The sequence below is a fragment of the Massilia paldalensis genome (assembly GCF_044901715.1).
In the GTDB taxonomy this organism is placed as follows: Bacteria; Pseudomonadota; Gammaproteobacteria; order Burkholderiales; family Burkholderiaceae_D; genus Telluria; species Telluria paldalensis.
In genome coordinates, this window is the sequence record NZ_JBJCIU010000003.1 from 1,009,328 (window position 1) to 1,033,030 (window position 23,703).

23 protein-coding genes and 1 tRNA gene are annotated in these 23,703 nt (G+C 68.3%); 17 read left to right on the forward strand and 7 right to left on the reverse strand.

The features are described 5' to 3' along the window. The first annotated feature begins 80 nt into the window (after positions 1-80). The 3 genes from nhaA to ACI1V7_RS19245 are packed head-to-tail and all read left to right on the forward strand — an operon-like array spanning position 81 to position 3,149. A complete protein-coding gene (gene nhaA, locus ACI1V7_RS19235; RefSeq protein ID WP_404533376.1) occupies positions 81-1,271 on the forward strand; it encodes a Na+/H+ antiporter NhaA in 1,191 nt (396 codons plus the stop codon). A gap of 34 nt (positions 1,272-1,305) precedes the next feature. Then, positions 1,306-2,454, forward strand: coding sequence for a branched-chain amino acid ABC transporter substrate-binding protein (locus ACI1V7_RS19240; protein WP_404533377.1), 1,149 nt, complete (start codon positions 1,306-1,308; stop codon positions 2,452-2,454). Further along, positions 2,454-3,149, forward strand: a complete 696-nt coding sequence (locus tag ACI1V7_RS19245) for a hypothetical protein (RefSeq protein WP_404533378.1) — start codon at positions 2,454-2,456, stop codon at positions 3,147-3,149. The genes ACI1V7_RS19240 and ACI1V7_RS19245 overlap by 1 nt, the downstream gene beginning before the upstream one ends. 6 nt (positions 3,150-3,155) lie before the next feature. Here ACI1V7_RS19245 and ACI1V7_RS19250 read toward each other — a convergent pair whose 3' ends face one another. Next, positions 3,156-3,545, reverse strand: a complete 390-nt coding sequence (locus ACI1V7_RS19250; protein ID WP_404533379.1) for a hypothetical protein — start codon at positions 3,543-3,545, stop codon at positions 3,156-3,158. 154 nt (positions 3,546-3,699) lie between these two features. On the opposite strand from ACI1V7_RS19250, the gene ACI1V7_RS19255 reads away from it, so the two are divergent. From ACI1V7_RS19255 to ACI1V7_RS19265, 3 genes are all read left to right on the forward strand, one after another. Further along, on the forward strand, positions 3,700-5,688 hold the full coding sequence (locus ACI1V7_RS19255; RefSeq protein ID WP_404533380.1) for a beta strand repeat-containing protein: 1,989 nt from the start codon (positions 3,700-3,702) through the stop codon (positions 5,686-5,688). A gap of 93 nt (positions 5,689-5,781) precedes the next feature. Then, positions 5,782-6,930: an MGDG synthase family glycosyltransferase gene (locus ACI1V7_RS19260; protein WP_425593027.1), complete on the forward strand. Its 1,149-nt coding sequence runs from the start codon at positions 5,782-5,784 to the stop codon at positions 6,928-6,930. Then, positions 6,917-7,393: a hypothetical protein gene (locus tag ACI1V7_RS19265; protein ID WP_404533382.1), complete on the forward strand. Its 477-nt coding sequence runs from the start codon at positions 6,917-6,919 to the stop codon at positions 7,391-7,393. The genes ACI1V7_RS19260 and ACI1V7_RS19265 overlap by 14 nt, the downstream gene beginning before the upstream one ends. Here the strand turns inward: ACI1V7_RS19265 and ACI1V7_RS19270 are convergent. Continuing rightward, the gene (locus tag ACI1V7_RS19270; RefSeq protein ID WP_404533383.1) at positions 7,359-8,081 is read right to left on the reverse strand and encodes an HAD family hydrolase; all 723 of its coding nucleotides are present in this window, start codon (positions 8,079-8,081) and stop codon (positions 7,359-7,361) included. The genes ACI1V7_RS19265 and ACI1V7_RS19270 overlap by 35 nt on opposite strands. 161 nt (positions 8,082-8,242) lie before the next feature. On the opposite strand from ACI1V7_RS19270, the gene ACI1V7_RS19275 reads away from it, so the two are divergent. From ACI1V7_RS19275 to ACI1V7_RS19290, 4 genes are all read left to right on the forward strand, one after another. Continuing rightward, positions 8,243-8,452, forward strand: coding sequence for a hypervirulence associated TUDOR domain-containing protein (locus ACI1V7_RS19275; protein ID WP_404533384.1), 210 nt, complete (start codon positions 8,243-8,245; stop codon positions 8,450-8,452). Beyond that, positions 8,452-9,117: a response regulator gene (locus ACI1V7_RS19280; protein WP_404533386.1), complete on the forward strand. Its 666-nt coding sequence runs from the start codon at positions 8,452-8,454 to the stop codon at positions 9,115-9,117. Before ACI1V7_RS19275 ends, ACI1V7_RS19280 begins: the two co-directional genes overlap by 1 nt. Continuing rightward, positions 9,107-10,540, forward strand: coding sequence for an ATP-binding protein (locus ACI1V7_RS19285; RefSeq protein WP_404533387.1), 1,434 nt, complete (start codon positions 9,107-9,109; stop codon positions 10,538-10,540). Before ACI1V7_RS19280 ends, ACI1V7_RS19285 begins: the two co-directional genes overlap by 11 nt. A gap of 78 nt (positions 10,541-10,618) precedes the next feature. Then, positions 10,619-11,044: a YgiW/YdeI family stress tolerance OB fold protein gene (locus ACI1V7_RS19290; RefSeq protein WP_404533388.1), complete on the forward strand. Its 426-nt coding sequence runs from the start codon at positions 10,619-10,621 to the stop codon at positions 11,042-11,044. A gap of 120 nt (positions 11,045-11,164) precedes the next feature. Here the strand turns inward: ACI1V7_RS19290 and ACI1V7_RS19295 are convergent, their stop codons facing one another. Together ACI1V7_RS19295 and ACI1V7_RS19300 are read right to left on the reverse strand one after the other, a co-directional pair. Next, positions 11,165-12,685, reverse strand: a complete 1,521-nt coding sequence (locus ACI1V7_RS19295) for a M48 family metallopeptidase (RefSeq protein ID WP_404533389.1) — start codon at positions 12,683-12,685, stop codon at positions 11,165-11,167. A 157-nt stretch (positions 12,686-12,842) separates the two neighbouring features. Then, a complete protein-coding gene (locus ACI1V7_RS19300; protein WP_404533390.1) occupies positions 12,843-13,217 on the reverse strand; it encodes a COG4315 family predicted lipoprotein in 375 nt (124 codons plus the stop codon). Positions 13,218-13,434: 217 nt separating this feature from the next. Between ACI1V7_RS19300 and ACI1V7_RS19305 the strand changes: the two genes are divergently transcribed. Further along, positions 13,435-14,349 carry a LysR family transcriptional regulator gene (locus ACI1V7_RS19305; protein ID WP_404533391.1) on the forward strand — a complete coding sequence of 305 codons (915 nt, stop codon included), beginning with the start codon at positions 13,435-13,437 and terminating at the stop codon, positions 14,347-14,349. A gap of 8 nt (positions 14,350-14,357) precedes the next feature. On the opposite strand, the gene ACI1V7_RS19310 is transcribed toward ACI1V7_RS19305, so the two are convergent. Together ACI1V7_RS19310 and ACI1V7_RS19315 are read right to left on the reverse strand one after the other, a co-directional pair. After that, the gene (locus tag ACI1V7_RS19310) at positions 14,358-15,626 is read right to left on the reverse strand and encodes an Nramp family divalent metal transporter (RefSeq protein ID WP_404533392.1); all 1,269 of its coding nucleotides are present in this window, start codon (positions 15,624-15,626) and stop codon (positions 14,358-14,360) included. A gap of 13 nt (positions 15,627-15,639) precedes the next feature. After that, positions 15,640-16,908: a cupin domain-containing protein gene (locus tag ACI1V7_RS19315; RefSeq protein ID WP_404533393.1), complete on the reverse strand. Its 1,269-nt coding sequence runs from the start codon at positions 16,906-16,908 to the stop codon at positions 15,640-15,642. A 322-nt stretch (positions 16,909-17,230) separates the two neighbouring features. Between ACI1V7_RS19315 and ACI1V7_RS19320 the strand changes: the two genes are divergently transcribed. Both ACI1V7_RS19320 and ACI1V7_RS19325 read left to right on the forward strand, forming a co-directional pair. Then, a complete protein-coding gene (locus ACI1V7_RS19320) occupies positions 17,231-17,569 on the forward strand; it encodes a CzcE family metal-binding protein (RefSeq protein ID WP_404533394.1) in 339 nt (112 codons plus the stop codon). 42 nt (positions 17,570-17,611) lie between these two features. Further along, positions 17,612-18,544 carry a LysR family transcriptional regulator gene (locus tag ACI1V7_RS19325; protein WP_404533395.1) on the forward strand — a complete coding sequence of 311 codons (933 nt, stop codon included), beginning with the start codon at positions 17,612-17,614 and terminating at the stop codon, positions 18,542-18,544. A gap of 80 nt (positions 18,545-18,624) precedes the next feature. Here ACI1V7_RS19325 and ACI1V7_RS19330 read toward each other — a convergent pair. Then, a tRNA-Phe gene (locus ACI1V7_RS19330) sits at positions 18,625-18,700 on the reverse strand. Positions 18,701-18,843: 143 nt separating this feature from the next. Between ACI1V7_RS19330 and ACI1V7_RS19335 the strand changes: the two genes are divergently transcribed. The 4 genes from ACI1V7_RS19335 (at position 18,844) to ACI1V7_RS19350 (ending at position 23,689) form a co-directional block, all read left to right on the forward strand. Then, positions 18,844-20,091: an FAD-dependent monooxygenase gene (locus ACI1V7_RS19335; protein ID WP_404533396.1), complete on the forward strand. Its 1,248-nt coding sequence runs from the start codon at positions 18,844-18,846 to the stop codon at positions 20,089-20,091. Between the two features lie 27 nt (positions 20,092-20,118). Further along, positions 20,119-20,841, forward strand: coding sequence for a DsbC family protein (locus tag ACI1V7_RS19340; protein WP_404533397.1), 723 nt, complete (start codon positions 20,119-20,121; stop codon positions 20,839-20,841). A gap of 165 nt (positions 20,842-21,006) precedes the next feature. Further along, positions 21,007-21,465, forward strand: coding sequence for a (2Fe-2S)-binding protein (locus ACI1V7_RS19345; protein ID WP_404533398.1), 459 nt, complete (start codon positions 21,007-21,009; stop codon positions 21,463-21,465). Between the two features lie 10 nt (positions 21,466-21,475). Further along, complete coding sequence (locus ACI1V7_RS19350; RefSeq protein WP_404533399.1) at positions 21,476-23,689, forward strand: xanthine dehydrogenase family protein molybdopterin-binding subunit; 2,214 nt, start codon at positions 21,476-21,478, stop codon at positions 23,687-23,689. The last annotated feature ends 14 nt before the right edge of the window (positions 23,690-23,703 follow it).

The window sequence follows — 23,703 nt, forward strand, 5'->3', positions numbered from 1 at the left end:
CACTCGGGGGAGGGTGTTCATACGATCCCGTATGACAGGAGATGCGCTGGTCGGGCCGCCGCGCGGCGGAGCCATGCCCGATGCACAATACCACCCCGACCCCTGCCACCACGACCACCACCTTCCAGCGCTTCTTCCAGTCCGAGAAAAGCGGCGGCATCCTGCTCATCGCCTGCACCGTCGTCGCACTGCTGGCGGCGAATTCGCCGTTCGGCGCGGCCTGGCTGCAGGCCTGGGAACGGCAGGTGGCGGGCCTGAGCATCGCGCTGTGGGTCAACGATGCGCTGATGGCCATCTTCTTCCTGCTGATCGGCCTCGAACTCAAGCGCGAACTGTATAACGGCGAGCTGTCCGACGCGCGCAATGCGCTGCTGCCGATGCTGGCCGCCGCGGGCGGCATCGGCGTGCCGGCCGCATTCCACTTCCTGCTCAACGGCGGCACGCCGACCCAGGCCGGCATGGGCATCCCGATGGCCACCGACATCGCGTTCGCGCTGGGCGTGCTGGCCTTGCTGGGCAGCCGCGTGCCGGCGTCGCTGAAGGTGTTCCTGACCGCGCTGGCCGTCATGGACGACCTGGGTGCCATCGTCGTCATCGCCGTGTTCTACACGTCGTCGCTGGCATGGGGCTGGCTGGGCGCCGCGCTGGCGGTGTTCGCGGCGCTGTGCTTGCTGAACCGGGTCATGCGCGTGACGGCGCTGGCGCCCTACCTGCTGGGCGGCGCGCTGATGTGGCTGTTCATGCTGAAGTCGGGCGTGCACGCGACCATCGCCGGCGTGCTGCTGGCGTTCGCGATCCCGTACTCCGCGCGGCACGACGACGCGGCCTCGCCCTCGCACCGGCTCGAGCACGCGCTGCACCTGCCGGTGGCCTTCCTGATCCTGCCGATCTTCGCGCTCGCCAATACGGGCGTCGTCATCGGCCCCGGCTGGCAGGAGGATCTCGCGTCTGCCAACGGCCTGGGCATCCTCGCCGGCCTGATGCTGGGCAAGCCCCTGGGCATAACCCTGACGAGCCTGCTCGCGGTGGCCGTCGGCGCCTGCCGGCTGCCGGCGGGGCTGGACTGGCGCCACCTGCTGGGAGCGGGCTTCCTGGGCGGGATCGGCTTCACGATGTCGATCTTCATCACGAACCTCGCCTTCGCCGGCGATGCCCACGTCATCAATGCATCCAAGATGGCGATCCTGGCGGCCTCGCTGGGATCGGGGCTGCTCGGCTATGCATGGCTGCGCACGGCGACTGCGGCGCCATGCGCCGCGGCCGACCGGTAGAATCGATGCCATCCGTATAACACGAAGGATCGCCATGCGTTTGTCTGCCGTCGTTCTACCCGCACTCCTGCCCGCGCTCGTCCTGGCCTGCGCGCCGTCCGCCAACGCCCAGACCGTCGTCAGGATCGGCAGCGCTTCTCCGCTGTCCGGCCCCGGCGCCCACCAGGGCAAGGACATCGAGAACGGCGCCCGCATGGCGATCGACGACCTGAACGCGAAACACATCGTCATCGGCGGCAAGCAAATCAAGTGGGTGCTGCAGGCCGAGGACGATGCCAGCGACCCGAAGCAGGGCACGAGCGTCGCGCAGAAGCTCGTCGATGCGAAGGTGGCTGCCGTCGTCGGCCACCTGAATTCCGGTCCCACGGTGCCGGCCTCGAAGATCTATTCCAGCGCCGGCATCCCGCAGATTTCCCCGGCCGCGACGACGCCCGTCTACACGCGCCAGGGCTACAAGACGGCCTTCCGCGTCGTCGCCAACGACAATATGGTCGGCAGCGCGCTGGCGAGGTATGCGATCCAGACCCTGAAGGCGAAGCGCATCGCCGTCATCGACGACCGCACCGCGTTCGGCCAGGGCCTGGCCGACGAGTTCACGAAAAGCGTCAAGGGGATGAAGGGCGCCGAGATCGTCAGCCGCCAGTTCACCAACGACAAGGCCACCGACTTCAACGCGATCCTCACGCAGATCCGCGCCAAGAAGCCCGACGTCATCTTCTACGGCGGCATGGATGCCGTGGCCGGCCCGATGCTCAAGCAGATGAAGGCGCTGGGCATCCCCGCGAAGATGGTGTCGGGCGACGGCATCTGTTCGGAAAAGCTGCCGGAGCTGGCCGGCGATGCGCTCGGCGACGACAAGGTCACCTGCGTGGTGGCGGGCGGCGTCACCGACAAGGAGCAGCCCGCGCTCGACGCCTTCGCCGACCGCTACCGCCAGCGCTACAAGATCCCGCTGCAGACCTATGCGCCGTACGCCTACGACGCGACGATGGTGTTCGCGGCCGCCATGCAGAAGGCGAACTCGGTGGACCCGGCAACATTCCTCCCGGCGCTGGCCGCCATCCGCTACCAGGGCGTGACGGGCACCATCGCCTTCGATCCCCACGGCGACCTGCGCGACGCCGCCCTCACGCTGTACACCTACCGCCAGGGCAAGCAGGTCAAGCTGCAGGTCGTGCGCTGATGCGCGGCTTCGACTTCAGTTCCTGGCAGGCCGCGCTGACGACGCTGTTTGGGCTGCTGCTGTTCACGCTGATCGGCGTGGGCATCCGCGTGCTCATGATGCAGACGATCCAGCAGCGCCGCGAGCGCATGAACCGCCAGATCAACGAGCGCCTGCGCACGCTGATCGCGGCCTACCGCACGCTGGGCGGCTCGTTCACGGGCGAGCTGACGGTCGACCCGACCCATATGCGCGACCTGCGCACGACGGGGCAGGAAGCGGCCGAAGACCTGAGCGCCGTGGAAGCACGCGCGGGCTCGGAGCGCTCGCGCCGCATCCGCGACGCGGTCGAAGGCGCGCTGGCCGACATCCTGCTGCTCGGCACCGAGGCGCAATGCCGCATGGCCGCGCAAGCCGCCTCCGACATGGCGGCCGGCCGCCCGATCCACACGGCCGAACTGGTGATCGCGCTGCGCGACTTCATCCGCGAAGCGCTCGATCTGGGCCCGGTGCCGGGCGTCGCCATCCCGCTGCAGGGGCCGACCCGCGTGCAGGGCGGCGGCGGCGGCGCGCGTGGCCGGAACGAAGGCGGCAAGGGCGGCGGGGGTGGCGGCGGTGGCGGTGGCGCCGGAGGCGATGGCGGAGGCAGCGGCCTGGGCGCCGGCCTGGGACTGGGCCTGGGGCGCCGCGGCGCCGAACACGAGCCGCCGGCGTGACGCCTGCTAGGGCTTGCCGCGCTGCTCGGCGATCAGCTTGCCGATCTGCGAATCGGCGGCTACCGGTTCCACCAGCAGCACCTGCTGGCGGTTGAGCAGCATGCGGTCCGGCCCGTGCGCCTCGCTGCCGCGCTTGACGAGCACGTTGGCGACGGCGCGCGTGTCCGGGTTCTGCCGGGTCTGCACGTAGAACACGTCGCGCAACGCCAGGTAGCCCGAGGCCGCCGGCTCCAGGCGGCCGAAATACACCTGGCCGTTCATCAGCGCCACGGCCTGGTAGCTGCTGCCCGTGTCGGGCACGGCGTCGTGGCGCGTCGACTGCCAGGCGAGGATGCACAGCGCCAGCGCAATGGCGGCAAGGGCGAGCGCCATGATGCGCGCGGCGAAGGTAGGCATGACGACTCCGGTGATTGGGACAGCGGCGCAGTCTAGCAGAGCGCGCCGGCATGGGAAGCGGATAGTTGTATCCAAGATGCAATTTTCGATGGGTCATTTGCTTGTCATAAAAGCAGTTTAAATTTGACAACACAATCTTTTCCCGGAACTTCGCATGCCCGCTCCTTCGCTCTCCTTCGCCTACCGCAAACTGGCCGGCGCTACCTTGCTGTCCCTGGCACTGGCCTGGGGCGCGGCTCCCGCCCATGCGACCCCGTTCACCATCACGGGGCCGGTGACGACGGCGCAGACGCTGGGCAGCGCAAGCGGAGAACGGGGCTCCATCGCCCTGGGGGCATCCCTGATGCTCGGCGGCTCGGCGGTGGCCGTGGCGATCACGGGCAACAACGCGACGCTCGACAACCAGGGCACGATCGCCCAGACCGGCACGGGCCGCGCGGTCCGCGACAACAAGGGCGTGACGAACCTGACGATCAACAACGGCAGCGCTACCAATGCGGCGGCGACGATGCGCACGGCCGACGCCGACGTCGTCCAGATGAACGTCCCGGGGTCCAGCGTCGTGCTGAACAACTACGGCGCGATGATCTCGGCGAATGCGTCGGCCGGCGGGGCCCAGGCCGTCGATTTCTCGGTCGTCACCGGCGCCAATGTGGTCAACAACTACGCCGGCGGCCTGCTGGCGGCCAGCGAGGCGGACGCCGTGCGTCCGGGCGCCAACGGCGTGGTGAACAATGCCGGTACGATCCGTTCGACGACGGCCAAGGCCGGCAGCAGCGACGGCATCGACGGCCAGTCCAATTCGGGCATCCGCATCGCCAATGCCGCCACCGGCCTGGTCGACGGCGGCCGCCACGGCATCACGGCCGAGCAGGCCACGGCCGGCACGTCGTTCACGCTCGACGTGAGCAATGCCGCGGGCGGCATCATCCGCGGCAACGACGGCGGCGGCATCAACGTGGACGGCTTCAACGCCAGGCAGGTCGTCACGGTCGTCAACCACGGCACCATCAGCGGCAATGGCATCACGGGCGACGGCGACGGCATCGACGTGGACGGCACCGTCGACATCGTCAACACGGGCACGATCCGCTCGCTGAACGCGGTCAGCGCCCCGTCCAGCGGCCTGGCCTACAGCGAGGGCATCTCGGCCGGCGGCGGTCGCATCGTGAATGCCGGCCTGATCGAAGGCCAGGTTGCGGCCGGCAATACGAACGCGGTGGGGCGCGGTATCACGCTGGCCGGCAACGACCTGAGCGGGGGACTGCGCGAAGGCCTGTACGCGAATGCCACCGTCGTCAACCAAGCCGGCGGCACCATCCGCGGGGCAAGCGATTCCGCCATCGTCGGTTCGGGCGAGGCCAGCGGCTTCACCATCACCGTCGACAACCGCGCCGGCGCCGCCATCGTGGGCGGCGGACGCGCGACCGCGGCGATCCTGACGAAGGCCGACGCCACGGTCATCCGCAATGCCGGCCTGATCGACGGTGGCAGCAGCGGCCAGGCGATCCGCATGGGCAGCGGCATCAATGCGCTGTTCATCGACGGCGGCAACGCCCGCATCATCGGCGACATCGACGGCGGCAGCGGCGGCAGGAACACCATGACGGTCGATGCGGGCAAGGGCAATGCCTTCGCCTACGACGGCGCGATCTCCCATTTCGCCAGCATCGTCCTCGCGAGCGGCACCTTCGCCCTGCAGGGCGACGGCGCCATCGACCCGGCCGCCACCCTCGTGCTGGCGGGCGGCACGCTCGACGTGGGCGGCCTGTTCGACCGCAAGCAGACCTTTGCCAGCCTGGTGCTCGGGGCCGACTCCACGATCGACTTCGGCGGCACCACGCTGGTCTTCGACGCACTGGGCGACATCGCCGCCGGCGCGCGCCTGACCCTGACGGGCATCGGGGATGCGGCCGGCACCGTGCTGCGCTTCCAGGGCGACCTGTCGAACGATGCCAACTTCCAGGCGCTGCTGCGCGGACTGGCCGTCGGCAGCCTGGCCTTGAGCTACGGGTTCGACGGCGTCTACACCAACATCGACCTGGCCGCGGCGGAGGTGCCGGAACCGGGCAGCGTCGCCCTGGTCCTGGGCGGCATGGGCCTGATGGGCGCGCTGGCGCGCCGGCGCCGACGCAACACCTGAGCGCCCGGCGCGGCGTCCGGCCCGGCCGTCATGGCCGGGTCACATTCGGTGGCTAGAGTGGGATCCATGAACGGCAACGACCTCCACCTGCGCATGGCCGGGAAACGGATCCTCCTGCTGAGCGTGCCCGCCGGCGCCGGGCATACCCGCGCCGCCGAGGCGATCCGGGCCAGCGCCGCCATCGTCTACGGCGACGCCGACGCGATCCACCTCGACGCGATGGCCTTCGCCACGGCGCGCCTGCGCAAGGTCTACACCGACCTCTACATCCTGCTCGTCAAGCGCGCGCCCGGCCTGTGGAGCCATGTCTACCGCCTCAGCAACGACGCGTGCCGCGACGGCTGGGTCAACCGCCTGCGCCGCTGGATCGAGCGGCGCGACAGCCGCAAGCTGGTCCACGAGATCGCCGCCCTGGCGCCCAGCGCCATCGTCTGCACCCATTTCCAGCCGGCCGAGATCCTGTCGCAGCAGATCGCGGCGGGTGCGCTGTCCTGCCCCGTCTACGTGCAGGTGACGGACTTCGACCTGCACCGCATGTGGATCCATCCGCACGTCGCCGGCTACTTCGCCGCCAACGACGAAGTGGCGTTCCGCATGCGCGACGCCGGCATTCCCGCCCACCTCGTCCACGTCACCGGCATCCCGATCATGCCGGCGTTCGCGCGCGCACCGTCGCGGGCCGAATGCGCCCGCGCGCTGGGCCTCGACCCGGCGCTGACGACGCTGCTGCTGATGGGCGGCGGGGCGGGCCTCGGCGGCCTGTCGGCCGTGGCGCAGCGCCTGCTGGCCATTCCCGGCAACTTCCAGCTGATCGTCCTGGCCGGCCGCAACGAAGAGGAGCTGGCGGCGCTGCAGCGCCTGGCCGTGCGCCACCCGGGCCGGCTGGCGGCGCTGGGCTTCACCGACCAGGTCGAGCGCCTGATGGCCTGCGCCGACGTCGCCATCACCAAGCCGGGCGGCGCCACCACGGCCGAATGCCTGGCGATGGGCCTGCCGATGATCGTCAACGCGCCGATCCCCGGCCAGGAGGAGCACAACGCCAACTTCCTGCTGGAGCACGGCGCCGCGCTGAAGGCCTTCGACCTGCAGACCCTCGAATACCGTATCCGCTACCTGATCGCCCACCCGGCCCGGCTGGAGGCGATGCGCGCCAGCGCACGCGCCCTGGGACGCCCGCACGCCGCCCTGCACGTGCTGGAGACGGTGCTGAACCAACACGAAAGCGACGATGTCCACGTTTGAACTATCTTCCGCCGGCCGGCTCGCGTCGACGCTGCTGGCCGTGCTGGCGGCCGCCTACCTGTTCGCGCGCGTCGAGGTCGAGATCGAAGGGGAGGCCGGCTGGGCCGCCAACCTGCCGACCTGGCGCATCGAGGAGCACGTGCTGCTCGATATCTTCTGGGGCGGCCGCGCGCTGACCGGTTACCACCTGTGGATGTTTTCCTTCATCGGCGTATTCTCCCACTTCCCCCTGTTCTTCATGGGCGCGTGGTCGCTGCAGCTGGAAGCGCGCGTGATGGCGTCCGTGATGGTGTTCTGGATCGTCGAGGACTTCCTCTGGTTCCTCATCAACCCGGCCTTCGGGTGGCGCCGCTTCAAGCGCGAGCACGTGCCCTGGCACAAGCGCTGGGCGCTGGGCGCGCCGATCGACTACTGGATCTTCGGGGCCGTCAGCGTGCTGCTGTTCTGGTACGGCTTCCGCTAGCGTCCCCGGCCAGGTCGAGCGCGTGGCGCACGCGCGCGCACAATTCCGTCGACGTGCGCGAGATCACCTCCGCCGGCACGTCGAACTTGGCCGTCAGGCGGTCGTGGTCCTCGAAGCCGTACGACACCATGAACGGGTGCATGCCCGTGTTGACGGCGGCCGTGAAGTCCTTGTGCTCGTCGCCGCAGATATAGGCGCGGGCGGGGTTGATGCCGAACTGCTCGCGGATGGCGCGGAACTGCGCCGTTTTCTTTTCGCTGAGCGGGATGTGGACGAGGAAGTCCAGTTCGTTGATGTCGATGTCGTGGCGCAGGAACAGCTGGCGCAGCGTTTCCAGCGGCTCGTTGGTGATGTTGCGGGTGACCATGCCGACGACGATGTCGGGGGCGGCGATCAGTTCGCGGATCAGCGCCGGGATCCCTTCGTACAACGTAGCTTCCTCGCGGTACACGCTGGTGAGGCTCTCGACCAGCCGCGTGCGGCTGTTCTTGCGCAGGTTCTTGCGGATGATCGAGGGGAATTCCTTCAGTCCGCCCAGGTATTTCAGGAGGTTGTGCCGCTTCTGGAAGCGCGCCTCGTCGCCGATGACGAGGCCGTGGCGGGCGAAGGCGGTCTCGATGGCTGAAAACGCGTCGATGGTGGTGCCGTCCGCGTCGAGGATCAGGAGCCGTTGTGTGCTGTTATACATATACCTGTCCGATGTTTCCTCCCATCATACAAGCGGCTGTGTTACTGGCGTGTGACAACATGGGGGCAGCCGGGCCGGCGTTGCTGTTTTCAAACGTGCGGGAAGCGCCGCCGAACTATGTTGAAATCGCTCATCCGATCATCTCATCCATAGGAGGCAGCATGACGAGCGAATTCAAGGCGGGCGACAAGGTGGAATGGCATTCCTCCCAGGGCACGGTGCGCGGCACGGTGAAGAAGAAGCTGACGTCGCACACGGCCATCAAGGGCCACGAGGTGGCGGCATCCGCCGACCATCCGGAATACCTGGTCGTCAGCGACAAGACGGGCGCCGAGGCCGCGCACAAGGGCAGCGCGCTCAAGAAAGTCTGATGCGCATCCTGCTGGTCGAAGACGACCTGTCGCTCGGCGAGACGATCCTCGACTGGCTGCGCCTGGACCAGCACGCGGTGGACTGGGTGCAGCGCGGCGACTCGGCCGAGACGGCGCTGCTGGCGCACCGCTACGATTGCGTGCTGCTCGACCGCGGCCTGCCGGGCCTGTCCGGCGACGCGCTGCTGGCGGCGCTGCGCGCGCGCGGCAACCGCGTGCCCGTCATCCTGATCACGGCCTTCAATGCGCTGGCCGACCGGGTCGAAGGCCTGGACCTCGGCGCCGACGACTACCTGGTCAAGCCGTTCGAGCTGGAAGAGATGTCGGCGCGGATCCGCGCGGCCGCGCGCCGCGGCGCCGACCAGCCCAGCAATACCCTGGCGCACGGCGGCATCGCCCTCCATATCGACACCAAGCAGGCCACGCTGGACGGCAAGCCGGTGGCGTTGACGGCGCGCGAGTACCACGTGCTGTACGCCCTCCTGCTGCGCGGGGGCGGCATCTCGACCCGCGCCCAGATCGAGGAAACGCTGTACGGCTGGGGCGAGGAAGTGGAGAGCAATGCCATCGAAGTCCACATCCACAACCTGCGCCGCAAGTTCGGCAGCGACAGCATCGTCACCGTGCGCGGCCTCGGCTACCGGCTGAAGGATCATGACGGCTGAAGCGCCACCCTGGTCGCTGCGGCGCCGGCTGCTGACCGCCATCGTCTCGGCCAGCATCGTGCTGTGGCTGGCCAGCCTGGGCATCGTCACGGCGATCTCCTGGCAGGAAACCAATGAAGTCTTCGACGACGCGCTCGAGGAGGCGGGCGGCATGATCATGGCCGCCACCACCGACTGGGACGAACGCGGCCTGCTGGCCCGGCTGCAGCCCGGACGGCACAGTGACGGGAAAACGCGCAAGGTCGACATGCACTACCAGGTCGTCGTCGACGGCCGCGTGCTGCGCCGCACCGGCGACGCGCCCGCGCGGCCCTTCGTTTCCGCCCCCTTCGTGTCCGGCTTCGACGACGACCACGGCTTCGCCGATCCCACGATCGACGGCGAGCGCTGGCGCGTGTTCGTCGTGCGCGATGCCGCCCGCCGCGCCGAGGTGCAGGTCGGCCAGCGCTACGACGAGCGCTACGACATCCTGGAAGAACTGGCCGAGTCGCTGTGGCTGCCCGTGCTGGGCATGCTGGTGCTGCTGGCGCTCGTGTGTTGGCTGCTGGCGGGGCGCGTGCTGCAACCCCTGCGCCGCACCGCCGCCGCCATTGCCGCCAAGACGCCGGACGACCTGGCGCTGGTGCCCACGAGCGGCCAGGCGCGCGAGATCCTGCCCATCGTGAAGGCGCTGAACGGCGTGCTGGGACGGCTGGACGGCGCGCTGCAGGCCGAGCGCCGCTTCACGGCCGATGCCGCGCACGAATTGCGCACGCCGCTGGCCGGGCTGCACATGCACGTGCAGCTGCTGCAGCGCCAGCATCCGGAGCTGGTGCAGCCGCTGCGCAAGCTGCGCCAGGACACGGCGCGCATGACGGCGCTGGTCGACAGCCTGCTGACGCTGGCGCGCCTCGATCCGCTGGCGCGCGAGCACGTGCGCCCGCAGCCCGTGGCCTTGCTGCCGCTGCTGGAACGCCTGCGCGCCGACCATGAGCACGCGGCGGCAGAGCGGGGCATGCATGTGACGGTCCGCTGCGAGGTGGACGCGGTGGATGCCGATCCGGCCCTGCTGGAGATCGCGCTGCGCAACCTGGTCGACAATGCGCTGCGCTATTGCCCGGACGGGTGCCGGATCGCGGTGATCGCCGTGCGCATCGACGGCCGCGTGCGCATCGCCGTGCAGGATGACGGCGCCGGCGTCGACGCGGCCACGCGCCAGCGCCTGACGGAACGCTTCTTCCGCGTGCTGGGGCAGGGCAGGGAGGGCAGCGGGCTAGGCTTGTCGATCGTGAAGCGCATCGCCGACCTGCATGGCATCGCCCTGGGTTTCGGTCCCGGCCTGGATGGACGCGGCCTGGGCGTGACGCTCGATTTCCCGGCCGCGGCAGCGCCGGATTCCGCACCTGAGCCCGCACCTGAGCCCGCACCTGATCCCGCACCTTAAGATCGACTTAATGTCCGGATCGTGTAATGCACCCATGCCAGCCGTCCACGACGGCCTTACATCGAGAAAGGACTCATCATGAAACGCATCGCATCCCTCACCGCCATCGCCAGCCTGTGCGCCGCCGCTGCTTTTGCCCATGCCCAATCCACCGGCTACGTGGGACCGTCGACCAAGGCCGCGCCGGCCGCCGCCGCGACTGCACCCACGGGTTACGCGGGCCCGTCGAACGTGCCCTTGATGACAGCCAAGGACTTGCTGGCCAAGGGCAAGGATGACCAGCAGGTGCGCCTGCAAGGCAAGCTGCTCAGCCACAAGGGCGGGGACAAGTACGAGTTCGCGGACGCCAGCGGCCGCATGACGGTCGAGATCGACGACGAACACTTCCCGCAGGGCGCCAAGGTCGACCAGAACACGACCGTCGAGCTGGTGGGCGAGTTCGACAAGGAACTGGTGGGCGAATCGACGCTCGACGTCGACCAGCTGAAGGTCGTGACGCGCTGATAGCGTGTTTCAATGGGCGTGCGTGCCGTAGGGTGGGCACCATGTGCCCACCGGGCGCCGGGCTGACGCAAGTGCGTGGTGGGCACGTGGTGCCCACCCTACGGCTTCGTGTTCGAGCCGCTAGGCCGGGCGCGCCTCCAGCACGGCGTCGACCCACTGCAGCGCGACGGGTTCACCCTCGCGCGCATGCAGCCAGGCGAAGCCGGCGCGCAGCGCGTCGTCCACCAGGTGGCGGTCGCTGCGCGCGGCCGTCTCCAGGTGCGCGAGGCCTTCGCGGCGCTGTTCGCCCAGCAGGATGCGGCCGTAGACATAGGACGCGCGCGGGAACGGCCCGCCCGGCTGGCGCAGCAGGTGTTCCAGCACGGGTTTGGCGGCCTGCGGCGTCTCGAATTCCGCTTTCAGCAGCGCCATCTCCTGCAATTCGTGCAGGGGCAGCACGGCCAGCGCGGCGCCGTTCAGTTCGCGCAGGCGCGCCAGCGAACGCGTCGCGTGGCGGTGGCGCTCTCCCCAGGCGGACGCCTGTTCCTTCCACCAGGCCGCATCGAATTCCTCGGCCAGTTGCTCGCCGAAGGCGCCCAGCAGGGTGGCGGCGGCGCTGCGCTGCACCGGTTGCGGCACGGCGGCCGGCTGGCCCAACGCCTCGACGCGGTCGCGCAGGCAGGGGTGGGTGTCGTCGGCGTTCGAATCGCGCCGCCAGGCGGCCTGCAGGCAATCGCCGCTCGCCCACTCGTCGTGGCTCATGCGGAAGGCCGTCCCCATCGCCTTGTAGGGCAGGAAGGCGGGACGCTCGCGCGTATCGGCCTGGCGGTACAGCGTGCTCCAGAAATCGCGGTGGAACCAGTCGCCCAGCAGGCTGCTGCGGATCAGGCTCGAAGCGGCGGCCGGCGCGCCCGCCATCCGGACGGATGCCTGGTCGGCCTCGTATTCGTTCTGGCGCGACAGCACGAAGGTATAGGCGCTGAAGTAGGGGAAGAAGGCGTGCAGCGCCCTGGCCATCAGCATGTGCGCGAACGAGGCCTCGACCGTGCTCTCGACGCGCGCCAGCACCTCGGCGAACAGCAGGCGCTGGCGGTAGATCCAGGCGCCGGTGCGGCCGTGGGCGCCGCAGATGTGGCCATATTCGTGGGCGACGATCGCCAGCATCTCCGACGTGCTCTGGCCGAACATGAACGGCAGTCCCACCACCAGGTAGTTGACGCTGGGCCCGACCAGGCCCCAGCGCGGGCGCTGGGCGATGCAGGCGTTGTAGTCGCGGTCGATCAGCACGTGGTGGATGGGCGGGCCGTCGAATTTGGCGCGCATCTTGTCGAGCAGGTCGAACAGCACGGGCGCCTCGCGGCGCGCGATTTCCCGGCCTTCGGGCGGCGGCAGGCGCATCAGCATCGTGCGCAGCGTGACCCAGAACACGGGCAGCGTCACCAGCCCCAGCGCGCAGGCGGCGAAGGCGATGCGGCTGGGGCCGTGCGTACGCGCATGCACGACGGCCCAGGAAAACAGCAGCAGGATGGCGAGCAGGGCGAGGAACAGGGCGACGTAGGCCGCCACGCTGATGAAGAGCACCTTGAGGCGGAAGGCGCGCGGCGCATTCGCCGCCTGGGTGTCGAGGCGGGCGACGAGCCAGCCGAATTCTTCATTGGTCACGGGAGGTCCTGGTTGCTGTCATGGGCATCCAGGAAATTCTATGTGGAAATCTTACTTCTTGTTCAACTTTGTGAACATTCCTGGCCGTGAGGCGCATGGATGTCGTTTTTTGTGAACGGCGAGCCGCGCTCCGGGGATGCGCAGCGCGGCTTACCGTTCAGTCACCGACCACGTGCCATGCGTTCATGACCTTGTCGCCGGTCTTGTCGCCCGGCTTCTTGTCCTTCACGAAGGTGTACAGCGGCTTGCCCTTGTAGGCCAGCTGCTTGCTGCCGTCGTCGCGCGTGACGGCCGAGTAAGGGGCGGCAACCGCGGCGTCGCCGGCAGGCACCGGCGGCCAGTTCGCGGCGCAGCGGTCCGTGCAGGCGCTCTTGCCGCTGTTGGCGGTGTCCTTGTCGAAGGTGTAGACGGTCATGCCCTTGCCGTCGACCAGCACGCCATCGGATTTCTTGAGCGGCACCGTGTCGGCGGCGTGGGCAGGCAGGGAGAGCAGGGCGATCAGGCAGGCAGAAGCAAGGCTAAGCGATTTCATGGGAGTCTCCTGTGAAAAATTCCGTGCACATACAACTGATCAGGATTGCCCGGCCATTGTAGAGCAGGGGCGACGGGACTGCCGCGCGGCCTTGCTCTACCAAATGGCAGGCATCTCCTTTCGAACTTGTAACGCGTGCTTACCGTATCATCCTCTACACTGTCCCGTGACAACATGTTCGTTTTCGACGACGTTCGTGAAGGAGAGCGTGCAGCTTATGAAACATGTAACCCTCCGCCAGATCAAGATCTTCGAGAGCGTGGCACGCAACCTGAGCTTCTCGCGCGCCGCCGAAGACCTGCACCTGACCCAGCCCGCCGTATCCATGCAGATCAAGCAGATGGAAGGCCTGGCCGGTCTGCCGCTGTTCCGTCACAACGGCAAGCGCATCTCGCTGACCGAAGGGGGCAGCCTCGTGCTGCGCCATTGCCAGGTGATCCTGGCCGACCTGCGCGCCGCCGAGCAGTCGCTGGCCAATCTGCTGAGCGGCGGCGTCCAGCACCTGCGGATCGGCCTGATCACGTCCGGCAGCCGGCTGTTCCCGCACCTGATCCATTCCTTCGTGCAGGAGCATGCCGCCGTCGACCTCGACATGAAGGTGGGCCCGCGCGCGCGATTGATCGAGATGCTGCGCAGCGAGCAGATCGACGTGGCCGTGATGGTGCGCGCGCCCGACCTGCCGCAGATGGTGGCGCGGCCGTTCGCCGACCACCCGTTCGTGCTGGTAGCGGCGCCCACCCATGCGCTGGCCGGGCAGCGGGCGATTCCGCTGGCGCGCATGGGCGCCGAATGCCTGATCGTGCGTGAAAGCGGCACCGATACCCGCATCGTGGCCGACGACGTCTTCCTCGGCCAGGCGGCCGCACCCCGGCATATGGAGCTGGGCACCAGCGAAGCGATCAAGCAGTCGGTGATGGCGGGCCTGGGCGTGGGCCTGCTGTCGGTGCACGAGGTCGACGCCGAGGTCCGCTCCGGACAGCTGCAGCTGCTCGACGTGCAGGGCTTTCCTCTGCTGCGCCAGTGGCAGGTGGTCCACTCGGGCGATCGTCCGCTGCCCCCGGCGGCGCGCGAGTTCCGCCAGTTCCTGCTGGCCGACGGCGGCGCCATCCTGGCGTCCCTGGCCGGCCATTGAGGGCGCCCTCATCCCGCCAGCCCCTGCCAGACCAGCGCCGCATTCAGGGCCACGATCGCCCCCGTGGCGAGGGCCGCCGTCCACGTCAGCCGGCGGCATGCGGCGAATTTTCCCATTACCGACGGCCGCGCCGACAGCACCACCAGCGCGACCAGCGGCACCGGCAGCACGAGGCTCAGCACGATCTGGCTGTCGACCATCGCCTGCATCGGATTGCCGGCCATGCACACGGCCACCGCCGGCACCGCCGTGACCAGGCGCCGCGCCAGCAGCGGGATGCGCACGCCGACGAAGCCCTGCATGATGTGCTGGCCCGCCAGCGTGCCGACCACCGAGCTGGAAATGCCGGAGGCCAGCAGCGCCACCAGGAACAGCAGCGCCGCGCCCGTGCCCAGCGCGGGCGCCAGCGTGCGGTAGGCCGTCTCGATGTCGGCGATGCCCGGCGCGTCCTTGCCGAAGGCCGTCGCGGCCATCGCCACCATCGCCATGTTCACCAGGCCGGCCAGGCCCAGGGCGATGATGACCTCCCGGTTCGAAAAGCGCACCAGCCGCCCGCGCTCGCCGTCGTTGCGGGCCGGCGCGCGGCCCTGCGTCAGTCCCGAATGCAGGTAGATCGAGTGCGGCATGATGGTGGCGCCGACGATGCCCACGGCCAGCATCAGGGCGTGGTCGCCATGCAGCTGCGGCACCACGGCGTGGAAGAGGGCCGCATGCCAGTCCGGCGGCGCGATCGCCAGCTCGGCGAGATAACTGAGGCCGATCACGGCGACCAGCGCCGCGATGGCGATCTCCAGCGGCCGGAAGCCGCGCGCATCGAGCGACAGGATGGCGAAGGTGACGATGCCCGTGACGAGCAGGCCCCAGCCCAGCGCGACGTGGAACAGCAGCGAGATGGCGAGCGCGCCGCCCATGAACTCGGCCAGGTCGGTGGCCATGGCGGCGATCTCGGACGCGATCCACATGCCGATGACGACGGGGCGCGGGAACGCGTCGCGGCACAGTTCCGCCAGGCTGCGGCCCGTCACGATGCCCAGCTTGGCCGACATCGCCTGGAACAGCATCGCCACCAGGCTGGCCAGCACCACCACCCACAGCAGCTCGTAGCCGTAGGTGGAACCGGCCTCGATATTGGTGGCGAAGTTGCCCGGGTCCATATAGGCCACCGAGGCGACGACCGCCGGCCCGGCGAAGGCCAGCAGCGAGCGGATGCTGCGTCGGGACCGCTGCGGGCGGTCGAGGCTGTCGCGCATGAGCGCGACGGTGTCGGCGGTGGTCATGGGGCGGGTCCTTTCAGGCGATCACGTCGCGGCGGTCCTTCAGCTTGTGGATCACGTCGAGCGTGGCGTCGTCGACGCGCAGGTGCTCGCGCACCAGCTGGCGCGGCGTGTTCGCGAGCCATTGCGACAGCGTCACTTCCGAGAAGTGGTCGGACTTGAACAGTTCCAGGAACACGAGGTCGGTCGTGCCCGTGTTCTTGATGTAGTGGCCGAGGTTCTTCTCGACGTAGCCGACGTCGCCCGGATTGAAGTTGACGGTCTGCGCGGCCGGGCCGGTATTGAAGACGGTCATGGTGCCGCTGCCCTTGATGAAGTACTGCCATTCGTCGGCATCCGGATGCCAGTGCATCTCGCGCAGGCCGCCGGGACGCAGCGTCACCATCGCCGCCGCCACCGTCTTCGAGACGGGGAAGTTGCTGCTGTCGACGATGCGCACTTCGCCGCCGGGCTGGCGCAGCGTGGGCGCCATGGAGCTCATGCGGAAGATGAACGGGTGGTCGGGACGGCCGTTCGAGGAGGCGGCGTACACCTGGTCCGGCTTCAGCGGACCGGGCCTGGCGCCCTGGTAGATCCACAGCTGCTCGAGCGGGATGTCCTTGAACTTCTCGGCCGGCACGCCGAAGTTCTGCGCCAGGATCTCGGGCGGCGTGTGGGCCAGCCAGTCGGACACCATCAGCGTATTGAATTCGCCGGACGAGCCATTGTCGAAGGCGAGCACGAATTCGCCGCCGTTCTCGCCCAGGCCCTGCAGCGAATGGGGCAGGCCCGGCGGGAAGTACCACAGGTCGCCGGCGCGCACGTCCGACACCTCGGCGCGGCCCAGCGCATCGATGGTGGTGATGCGCACTTCGCCGCTGACCATGATCGCCCACTCGGCCTGCTGGTGCCAGTGCAGCTCGCGCACGCCGCCCGGACCCAACCGCATGTTCACGCCGGCGATGTCCTTCGAGATCGGGAAGGCCTTGGTCGTCACCTCGCGCGCCCAGCCGCCGTTCTGGATGCGCTTGTGCGCCAGGTTGAACGAGGCCCAGGGAATCGCCATGCCGCCCACGTCGGTCGGCGGCGGATTGGCGAACGCCGGCATCACGTCGCGCAACTGGGCGAACTGCGGCCCCGGTTCGGCGTTCGCGATGGCCGAGGAATTGATGGCGCCCTGGGGCGGATTGTCCGGATTGCCGAAGGTGGGCCCGAGCTGGGCCGCCTTGGCGGCGGCGGTGGCACCGAGGGCGACGGCGCCGGCCGCGGCGCCGGCAAGCACGCTGCGACGTTTGAGGTCGGTCATGTTCATTCTCCTGAAGGCCAGGTGCGCCAACGGCACCCGATGGAGACATGCTAGGACGCAAGCGCGCACAGCGATATTCACGAATTCTTGGGAGCAACCATAAGAAGCTTTGATGGTCCGGTACATCGTGCGCGGGGGTAAAGCGTGGTAGCCGGACGATCGTTACCTCATCCGTAACAAAGAGTTCGATGTGGCTATATTTTTCCCGCTCGGCAAGGACACTATGATGAGTTCCACAGCAAATCGCCAACCCGGCGGTTGACGGCGCCGCCCGTACGGCGGACGGCGCCGCGCTGCATCACCGTCTGAACTGGAGCATGATATGAAAACCGCACTGATCCTCCCCGTATTGCTCGCAAGCACCCTGGCAGCCGGCGTTGCCGGTGCCGCTCCCCAGCCGCTCGAAGTCATCGGCAGCAGCGCACCGCAACAATCGCCGGTCGACAGGGTCATCGTCGTCAACGACACCACCCGCTACGTCAATGTGACGGGCGGCTCGACCGTCCGCTTCGTCGTCGGCGACCGCTCGTTCACCTGGAATTTCCAGACCGGCACCGAAGAGGTGATTCCGTTCGACCTGCAGCGCATCGCACCGGAAGGCACGCTGAACCACAAGGTCACCACCTACGTGTCGACCAACCCGCTGTACCTGAACAACTGACGGGGAGAAGCCGGCGCCCGCCTGCGGTAAGATGGCGGACTTATGCGCAAGGATCTCGACTACGGGCTGTTGCACGCGATGGATGCATTCGTGCATGTACTGGATGCCGGCAGCTTCACGGCCGCGGCCGAGCACATGGGCGTCACCAAGGCCCAGGTGTCGCGCCTGGTCACGCTGCTGGAAAACCGCCTGCAGACCAAGCTCCTGTACCGCACCACGCGGCGCCTGGCCCCGACCGGCGTCGGCGAGCGCTACGCCGCGCAGTGCAAGGCGATCCTCGACATGGTGGCGCGTGCCGAAGGGGAGGCCAGCGGCGCCGGCCAGTCGGCTGGCCGCCTGCGCGTGATGAGCATGACGGCCTTCGGCAACCGCTACGTCGCGCCCCTGGTCGCCACCTATTGCACGGACAACCCGCGCGTGACCATCGAATACAGCTCGTCGCAGAACCCGCCCGACCTGCTGGCCGAGGGCATCGACGTCAGCGTCTACCTGGCCCAGTACCTCCCCGATTCCGCCCTGGTGGCGCTGAAGCTGGGCCAGATGGTCTCCGTGCTGTGCGCGGCGCCGGGCTACCTGGCGCGGCGCGGCGTGCCGCAGCATCCGCACGACCTGTCCCGCCATACCTGCCTGCGCCTGGTCAATTCCTCGGTCACGTCCTACTGGGAACTGGACGACGGCGCCGAACACGTCAAGCTCGACCCCGAAGGCCCGCTGGTCGGCAATGCCGCCGAAGTGGTGCTCGACAGTGCCCTGCGCGGCCTGGGCATCGCCATGCTGCCGCTGTACAGCGTCGTCGACGACCTGCGCCGCGGCACCCTGGTCCAGGTGCTGCCGGCCTGGCGCTCGCCCGAGATCGGCATCTTCGCGCTGCTGCCGTCGGGACGGTTCGTGGATGCGAAGACGCGGGCCTGGATCGACTTGCTGAAGCAGGAGTTGCCGCGCGCGGTGGCGCGGGACATGGCGTTCTTCGATTGAAGGGCGGATAGCGCTACGAATGTGCTTCGGAAAACAAAAACGCCACCCGAAGGTGGCGTTTTGCGCTACTGCTGAATTCTTGGTGGCCCGGGGCGGAATCGAACCACCGACACAAGGATTTTCAATCCTCTGCTCTACCAACTGAGCTACCAGGCCAAGAGAGGCATGATTATAGCCAGCACTTTGCGGCATCGCAAGTCCTGAACAGCAATTTTTTGCGATCCCGGGTTCATGGCAGGTCCGGGACGGGCGAAGGGGCTGGCGGTGAAGGTCCGGCGGTGAAGGTCTATAATGTCTCCATGACCACACAGACCACTTCCTCCGCCACTTCCCGCGCCGACGCCCGCCGGGGCAATGAACGACAGAGCGACGTCTGCATCGTTGGCAACGGTGCGATCGCCAAGACGGCTGCGCTCGGGCTGTCCCAGGCCGGGCACAGCGTCACGCTGCTGGTCCCGCCCGCGCGCGCGGAGCAGGAGGCGGGCGGCGGCGAGAAGCCGTGGGATACGCGCGTGTACGCGCTGAACCATACGGCGCACACGCTGCTGTCGTCGCTCAAGGTGTGGGGCGCGCTGGACATGGGACGAGTGGCGCCCGTCGATGCGATGGACGTGCAGGGCGACGGCGCGCAGGGCGGCCACCTGGGCTTCGATGCCTTCGGCGCCCATGCCGGCACGCTCGCATGGATCGTCGAGGACAGTAACCTGAATGCCGCGCTGGATGCGGCGCTGCGCTTCGCCCAGAACGTCACCATCGTCAGCGGCCGCGCCACGCGCCTGTGCAACGGCGGCGACGAGGCGACCGTGGAACTGGACGACGGCAGCCGCCTGGCGGCCAAGCTCGTCGTCGGCGCCGACGGGCGCGAGTCGTGGGTGCGCGGGCAGTGCGACATCGGCGTCGACTACCGCGCCTACCACCAGCGCGGCATCGTCGCCAATTTCGAGTGCGAGAAGCCGCACCACAACGTCGCCCACCAGTGGTTCACCTGCAAGGACGGCATCGTCGCCCTGCTGCCGCTGCCGGGCAACCGCGTCTCGCTCGTGTGGTCGGCGCCGGACACGCTGGCCGACACCATCATGAACGAATCGCTGGGCGAGCTGGCGATCCGCCTGGGCGAGTTCGCGGACGAGAAGCTGGGCCTGTTGAAACCCCTGCAGCCGGAGGCGGTGCAGGCGATCCCGCTGCGCCTCGTGCGCCCCCATTCGCTGGTGGCGCCGCGCGTGGCGCTGGCAGGGGACGCCGCCCATGCCGTGCATCCGCTGGCCGGCCACGGCATGAACCTCGGTTTCGGCGACGTGGTCGACCTGCTGCGCGTGCTGGGCGAGCGCGATGCGCACCAGGGCATCGGCGACGAACGCGTGCTGGCCCGCTATGCGCGTGCGCGCAAGGAAGAGGTTTTATTGATGCAATTGGCCACCGACGGCCTGGAGCGCCTGTTCGGCGCCAACCTGGAGCCAGTGCGCGTGATTCGCAATTTGGGATTAAACTTGCTGGATAAGTTGCCACTGGTTAAGCGTCGGCTGATTGCCCATGCGATGGGTCGGTAACCTCCACAGAAGATTTAGGAATCACTCATGATGAAAACGAAGCTCGCCGTGCTGTTGGCGACCGGCCTGATGGCGTCCTGCGTGGGTGCACAGAACTCGGTCGAGGCGACGATCAAGAAGAACGTCGAACCGCGCCTGGGCGGCGCCAAGATCGAGTCGGTCAAGGAAACGCCGTATGCCGGCCTGTACGAGCTGCGCGTCGCTGGCGACATCCTGTACACCGACAAGAAGGGCGAGTACCTGGTCATCGGCCACGTCTACGATGCCAAGACCACGCGCGACCTGACCCGCGAGCGCATCGACGAGATCAACAAGATCAAGTTCTCCGACCTGCCGCTGGACTCCGCCATCAAGCAGGTCAAGGGCGACGGCAAGCGCGTGATCGCCGTGTTCGAGGATCCGAACTGCGGCTACTGCAAGCGCCTGCGCCAGACCACGCTCAAGAACGTCGACAACGTGACGATCTACACCTTCATGTACAACATCCTGTCCGACGACTCCTTCGTGAAGTCGAAGAACATCTGGTGCGCGCCCAACCGCAGCAAGGCCTGGGACGACTGGATGATCAACGGGAAGGCCGCGCCGACCGCCGCCGACAACTGCGAGACCCCGAACGACAAGGTGCTCGCGCTGGGCCAGAAGCTCAAGATCACCGGCACGCCGGCGATCTTCTTCGCCGACGGCACCCGCATCCCGGGCGCCATCGACCAGAAGACGCTGGAAGCCAAGCTGGCGACCGTCAAACAGTGAACCGGTCATCGTAGGGTGGGCACCACGTGCCCACCGAGTGCCGGCCAGACGCCGCGCCCTGCATCCGCACGCGCGGCGTCGTCGTACATGAGCAGTCCACAAGCAGTCAATCAGCAGTCCATAAGCAGTCAATAAGCAGTACGTCCACAAACGATAGGGAGTTTCATGGTCACTCTGAATATCAACGGGCGCGACGTGCAGGTCGACGCCGATCCTTCCACGCCCATCCTCTGGGCATTGCGCGACAACCTCGACATGACCGGCACCAAGTTCGGTTGCGGCGCCGCCCTGTGCGGGGCCTGCACCGTGCACCTGAACGGCGCCGCGATCCGCTCCTGCGTCACGCCGATCTCCGCGGCCGCCGGCCAGAAGATCACGACCATCGAGGCGATGGAGTCGGACAAGGTCGGCAAGGCCCTGCAGGATGCCTGGGTCAAGCACGACGTCCCGCAATGCGGCTACTGCCAGAGCGGCCAGGTGATGAGCGCGGCCGCGCTGCTGCGCACGAACCACAAGCCGAGCGACGCCGACATCGACAACGCCATGAGCGGGAATATCTGCCGCTGCGGTACCTACCAACGCATCCGCCTGGCCATCAAGGACGCGGCCAAGACCCTGGCCTGAGGAGACCGACATGCGAGCAGAATGGTTCAAGGGCGCAGCCGAGGCTGCAGCCGTCAACGTATCGTCGCGCCGCGGCTTCCTGAAGGCCGGCGCCGCCGCCACGGGCGGCCTGGTGCTGGGCTTCGTGCTGCCGGGCGGCAGCCGCCTGGCGCGCGCCGCCGACGCCAAGCCCGTCGTCTACGCGCCGAACGCCTTCGTGCGCGTGGCGCCGGACAATACCGTCACCGTGATCGTCAACCGCCTCGAATTCGGGCAGGGCGTGCATACGGCGCTGCCGATGGTGATCGCGGACGAGCTGGATGCCGACTGGGCGCAGGTGCGCAGCGAACTGGCGCCGGCGGCCGACGTCTACAAGGATCCCGTGTTCGGCATGCAGATCACGGGCGGCTCGGGCACCATCGCCCACTCGTTCACCCAGTACCGCGAAGTGGGTGCCCGCGCCCGCGCGATGCTGGTGGCCGCGGCCGCGCAGCAGTGGCAGGTCGACCCGTCGCAGTGCCGTACCGAGAAGGGCGTCGTGATCGGCCCCGGCGGCCGGAAAGCCACCTACGGTTCGCTGGCCGACGCCGCCGCGAAGATGCCGGTGCCGGAAACCGTCGTGCTGAAGGACCAGAAGGCGTTCCGCTACGTCGGCAAGCCGATGGCGCGCCTGGATGCGCGCGCCAAGTCCACGGGCCGCCAGCAGTTCGGCCTGGACGTGAAGCCGGCCGGCACCAAGGTCGCCGTCGTCGCCCATCCGCCCGTGTTCGGCGCCAAGGTCGCGAAGTTCGACGCTGCCAAGGCCAAGGCGATCCGCGGCGTGGTCGACGTGCTGGAGATCCCCGTCGACCGCGGCGGACGCGGCATCGCCGTGATCGCGGACGGCTACTGGCCGGCGAAGCAGGGCCGCGACGCGCTGGCGATCGAATGGGACACGAGCGCCGTCGAGAAGGTCGACAGCGCCAAGCAGATGGCGCAGTTCATCGCGCTGGCGAAGACGCCGGGCGCCGTCGCGCGCCAGGCCGACACGTCGAAGCTCGCGGGCGCGGCGAAGAAGATCTCGGCCGTCTACGAATTCCCTTACCTCGCGCACGCGCCGATGGAACCGATCAACTGCACGGTCGACCTGAAGGACGACAGCTGCACGCTGTGGGTCGGCTCGCAATACCAGACCGGCGACCAGGCGGCGGCGGCCGCGACGGCTGGCCTGAAACCCGAACAGGTGACGCTGCACACGGTCATGGCCGGCGGCGGTTTCGGCCGCCGCGCGGTGCCGAGCTCGGACTTCGTGGTCGAAGCCGTCAACATCGCCAAGGCCTGGAAAGCCGCGGGCCACCAGGGGCCCGTGAAGATGATCTGGAGCCGCGAGGACGACATCAAGGGCGGCTACTACCGCCCGTCGCACGTGCACCGCGCCGACATTGGCCTGGATGCGCAAGGCAATATCGTCGCCTGGGACCATGCGATCGTCGGCCAGTCGATCATGGCCGGTACCCCGTTCGAAGCCTTCATGGTCAAGAACGGCGTGGACGGCACCATGATCGAAGGCATGGGCGAGCCCTACGCCATCCCGCTGAACCTGACGGCGCACACCGCCAAGGCCAACGTGCCGGTGCTGTGGTGGCGCTCGGTCGGCTCGACCCACACGGCCTTCGTGATGGAGACGCTGATCGACGAGGCGGCGCACGCGGCCGGCCAGGATCCCGTGGCCTACCGCAAGAAGCTGATCGACCCGAAACACGCGCGCCACCACGCGGCGCTGGACCTGGCCGTGGCCAAATCCGGCTACGGCAAGGCCAGGCTGCCGAAGGGCCACGTGCATGGCGTGGCCGTGCACGAGTCGTTCAATACCGTGATCGCCTACGTCGTCGAGGCGTCGATGAAGGACGGCGCGCCGAAGCTGCACAAGGTCACGGCCGGCGTGCACTGCAACCTGGCCGTCAACCCGCTCACCATCGAGGCGCAGATCCAGGGCGCCGCGCTGATGGGCCTGGGCACGACGCTGCCGGGCGCCGCCATCACGCTCAAGGACGGCGTGGTCGAGCAGCAGAACTTCGGCGACTACGTGGTCCCGCGCATGAACGAGATGCCGCAGATCGACGTGCACATCGTGCCCTCGCAGGACGCGCCGACGGGCATGGGCGAACCGGGCCTGCCGCCGCTGGCGCCGGCGTTCGCCAATGCCGTGTTCAAGCTGACCGGCAAGCGCCTGCGCAAGCTGCCGTTCGACCTGGCCTCGGCCTGACGGGGGTGTCATGA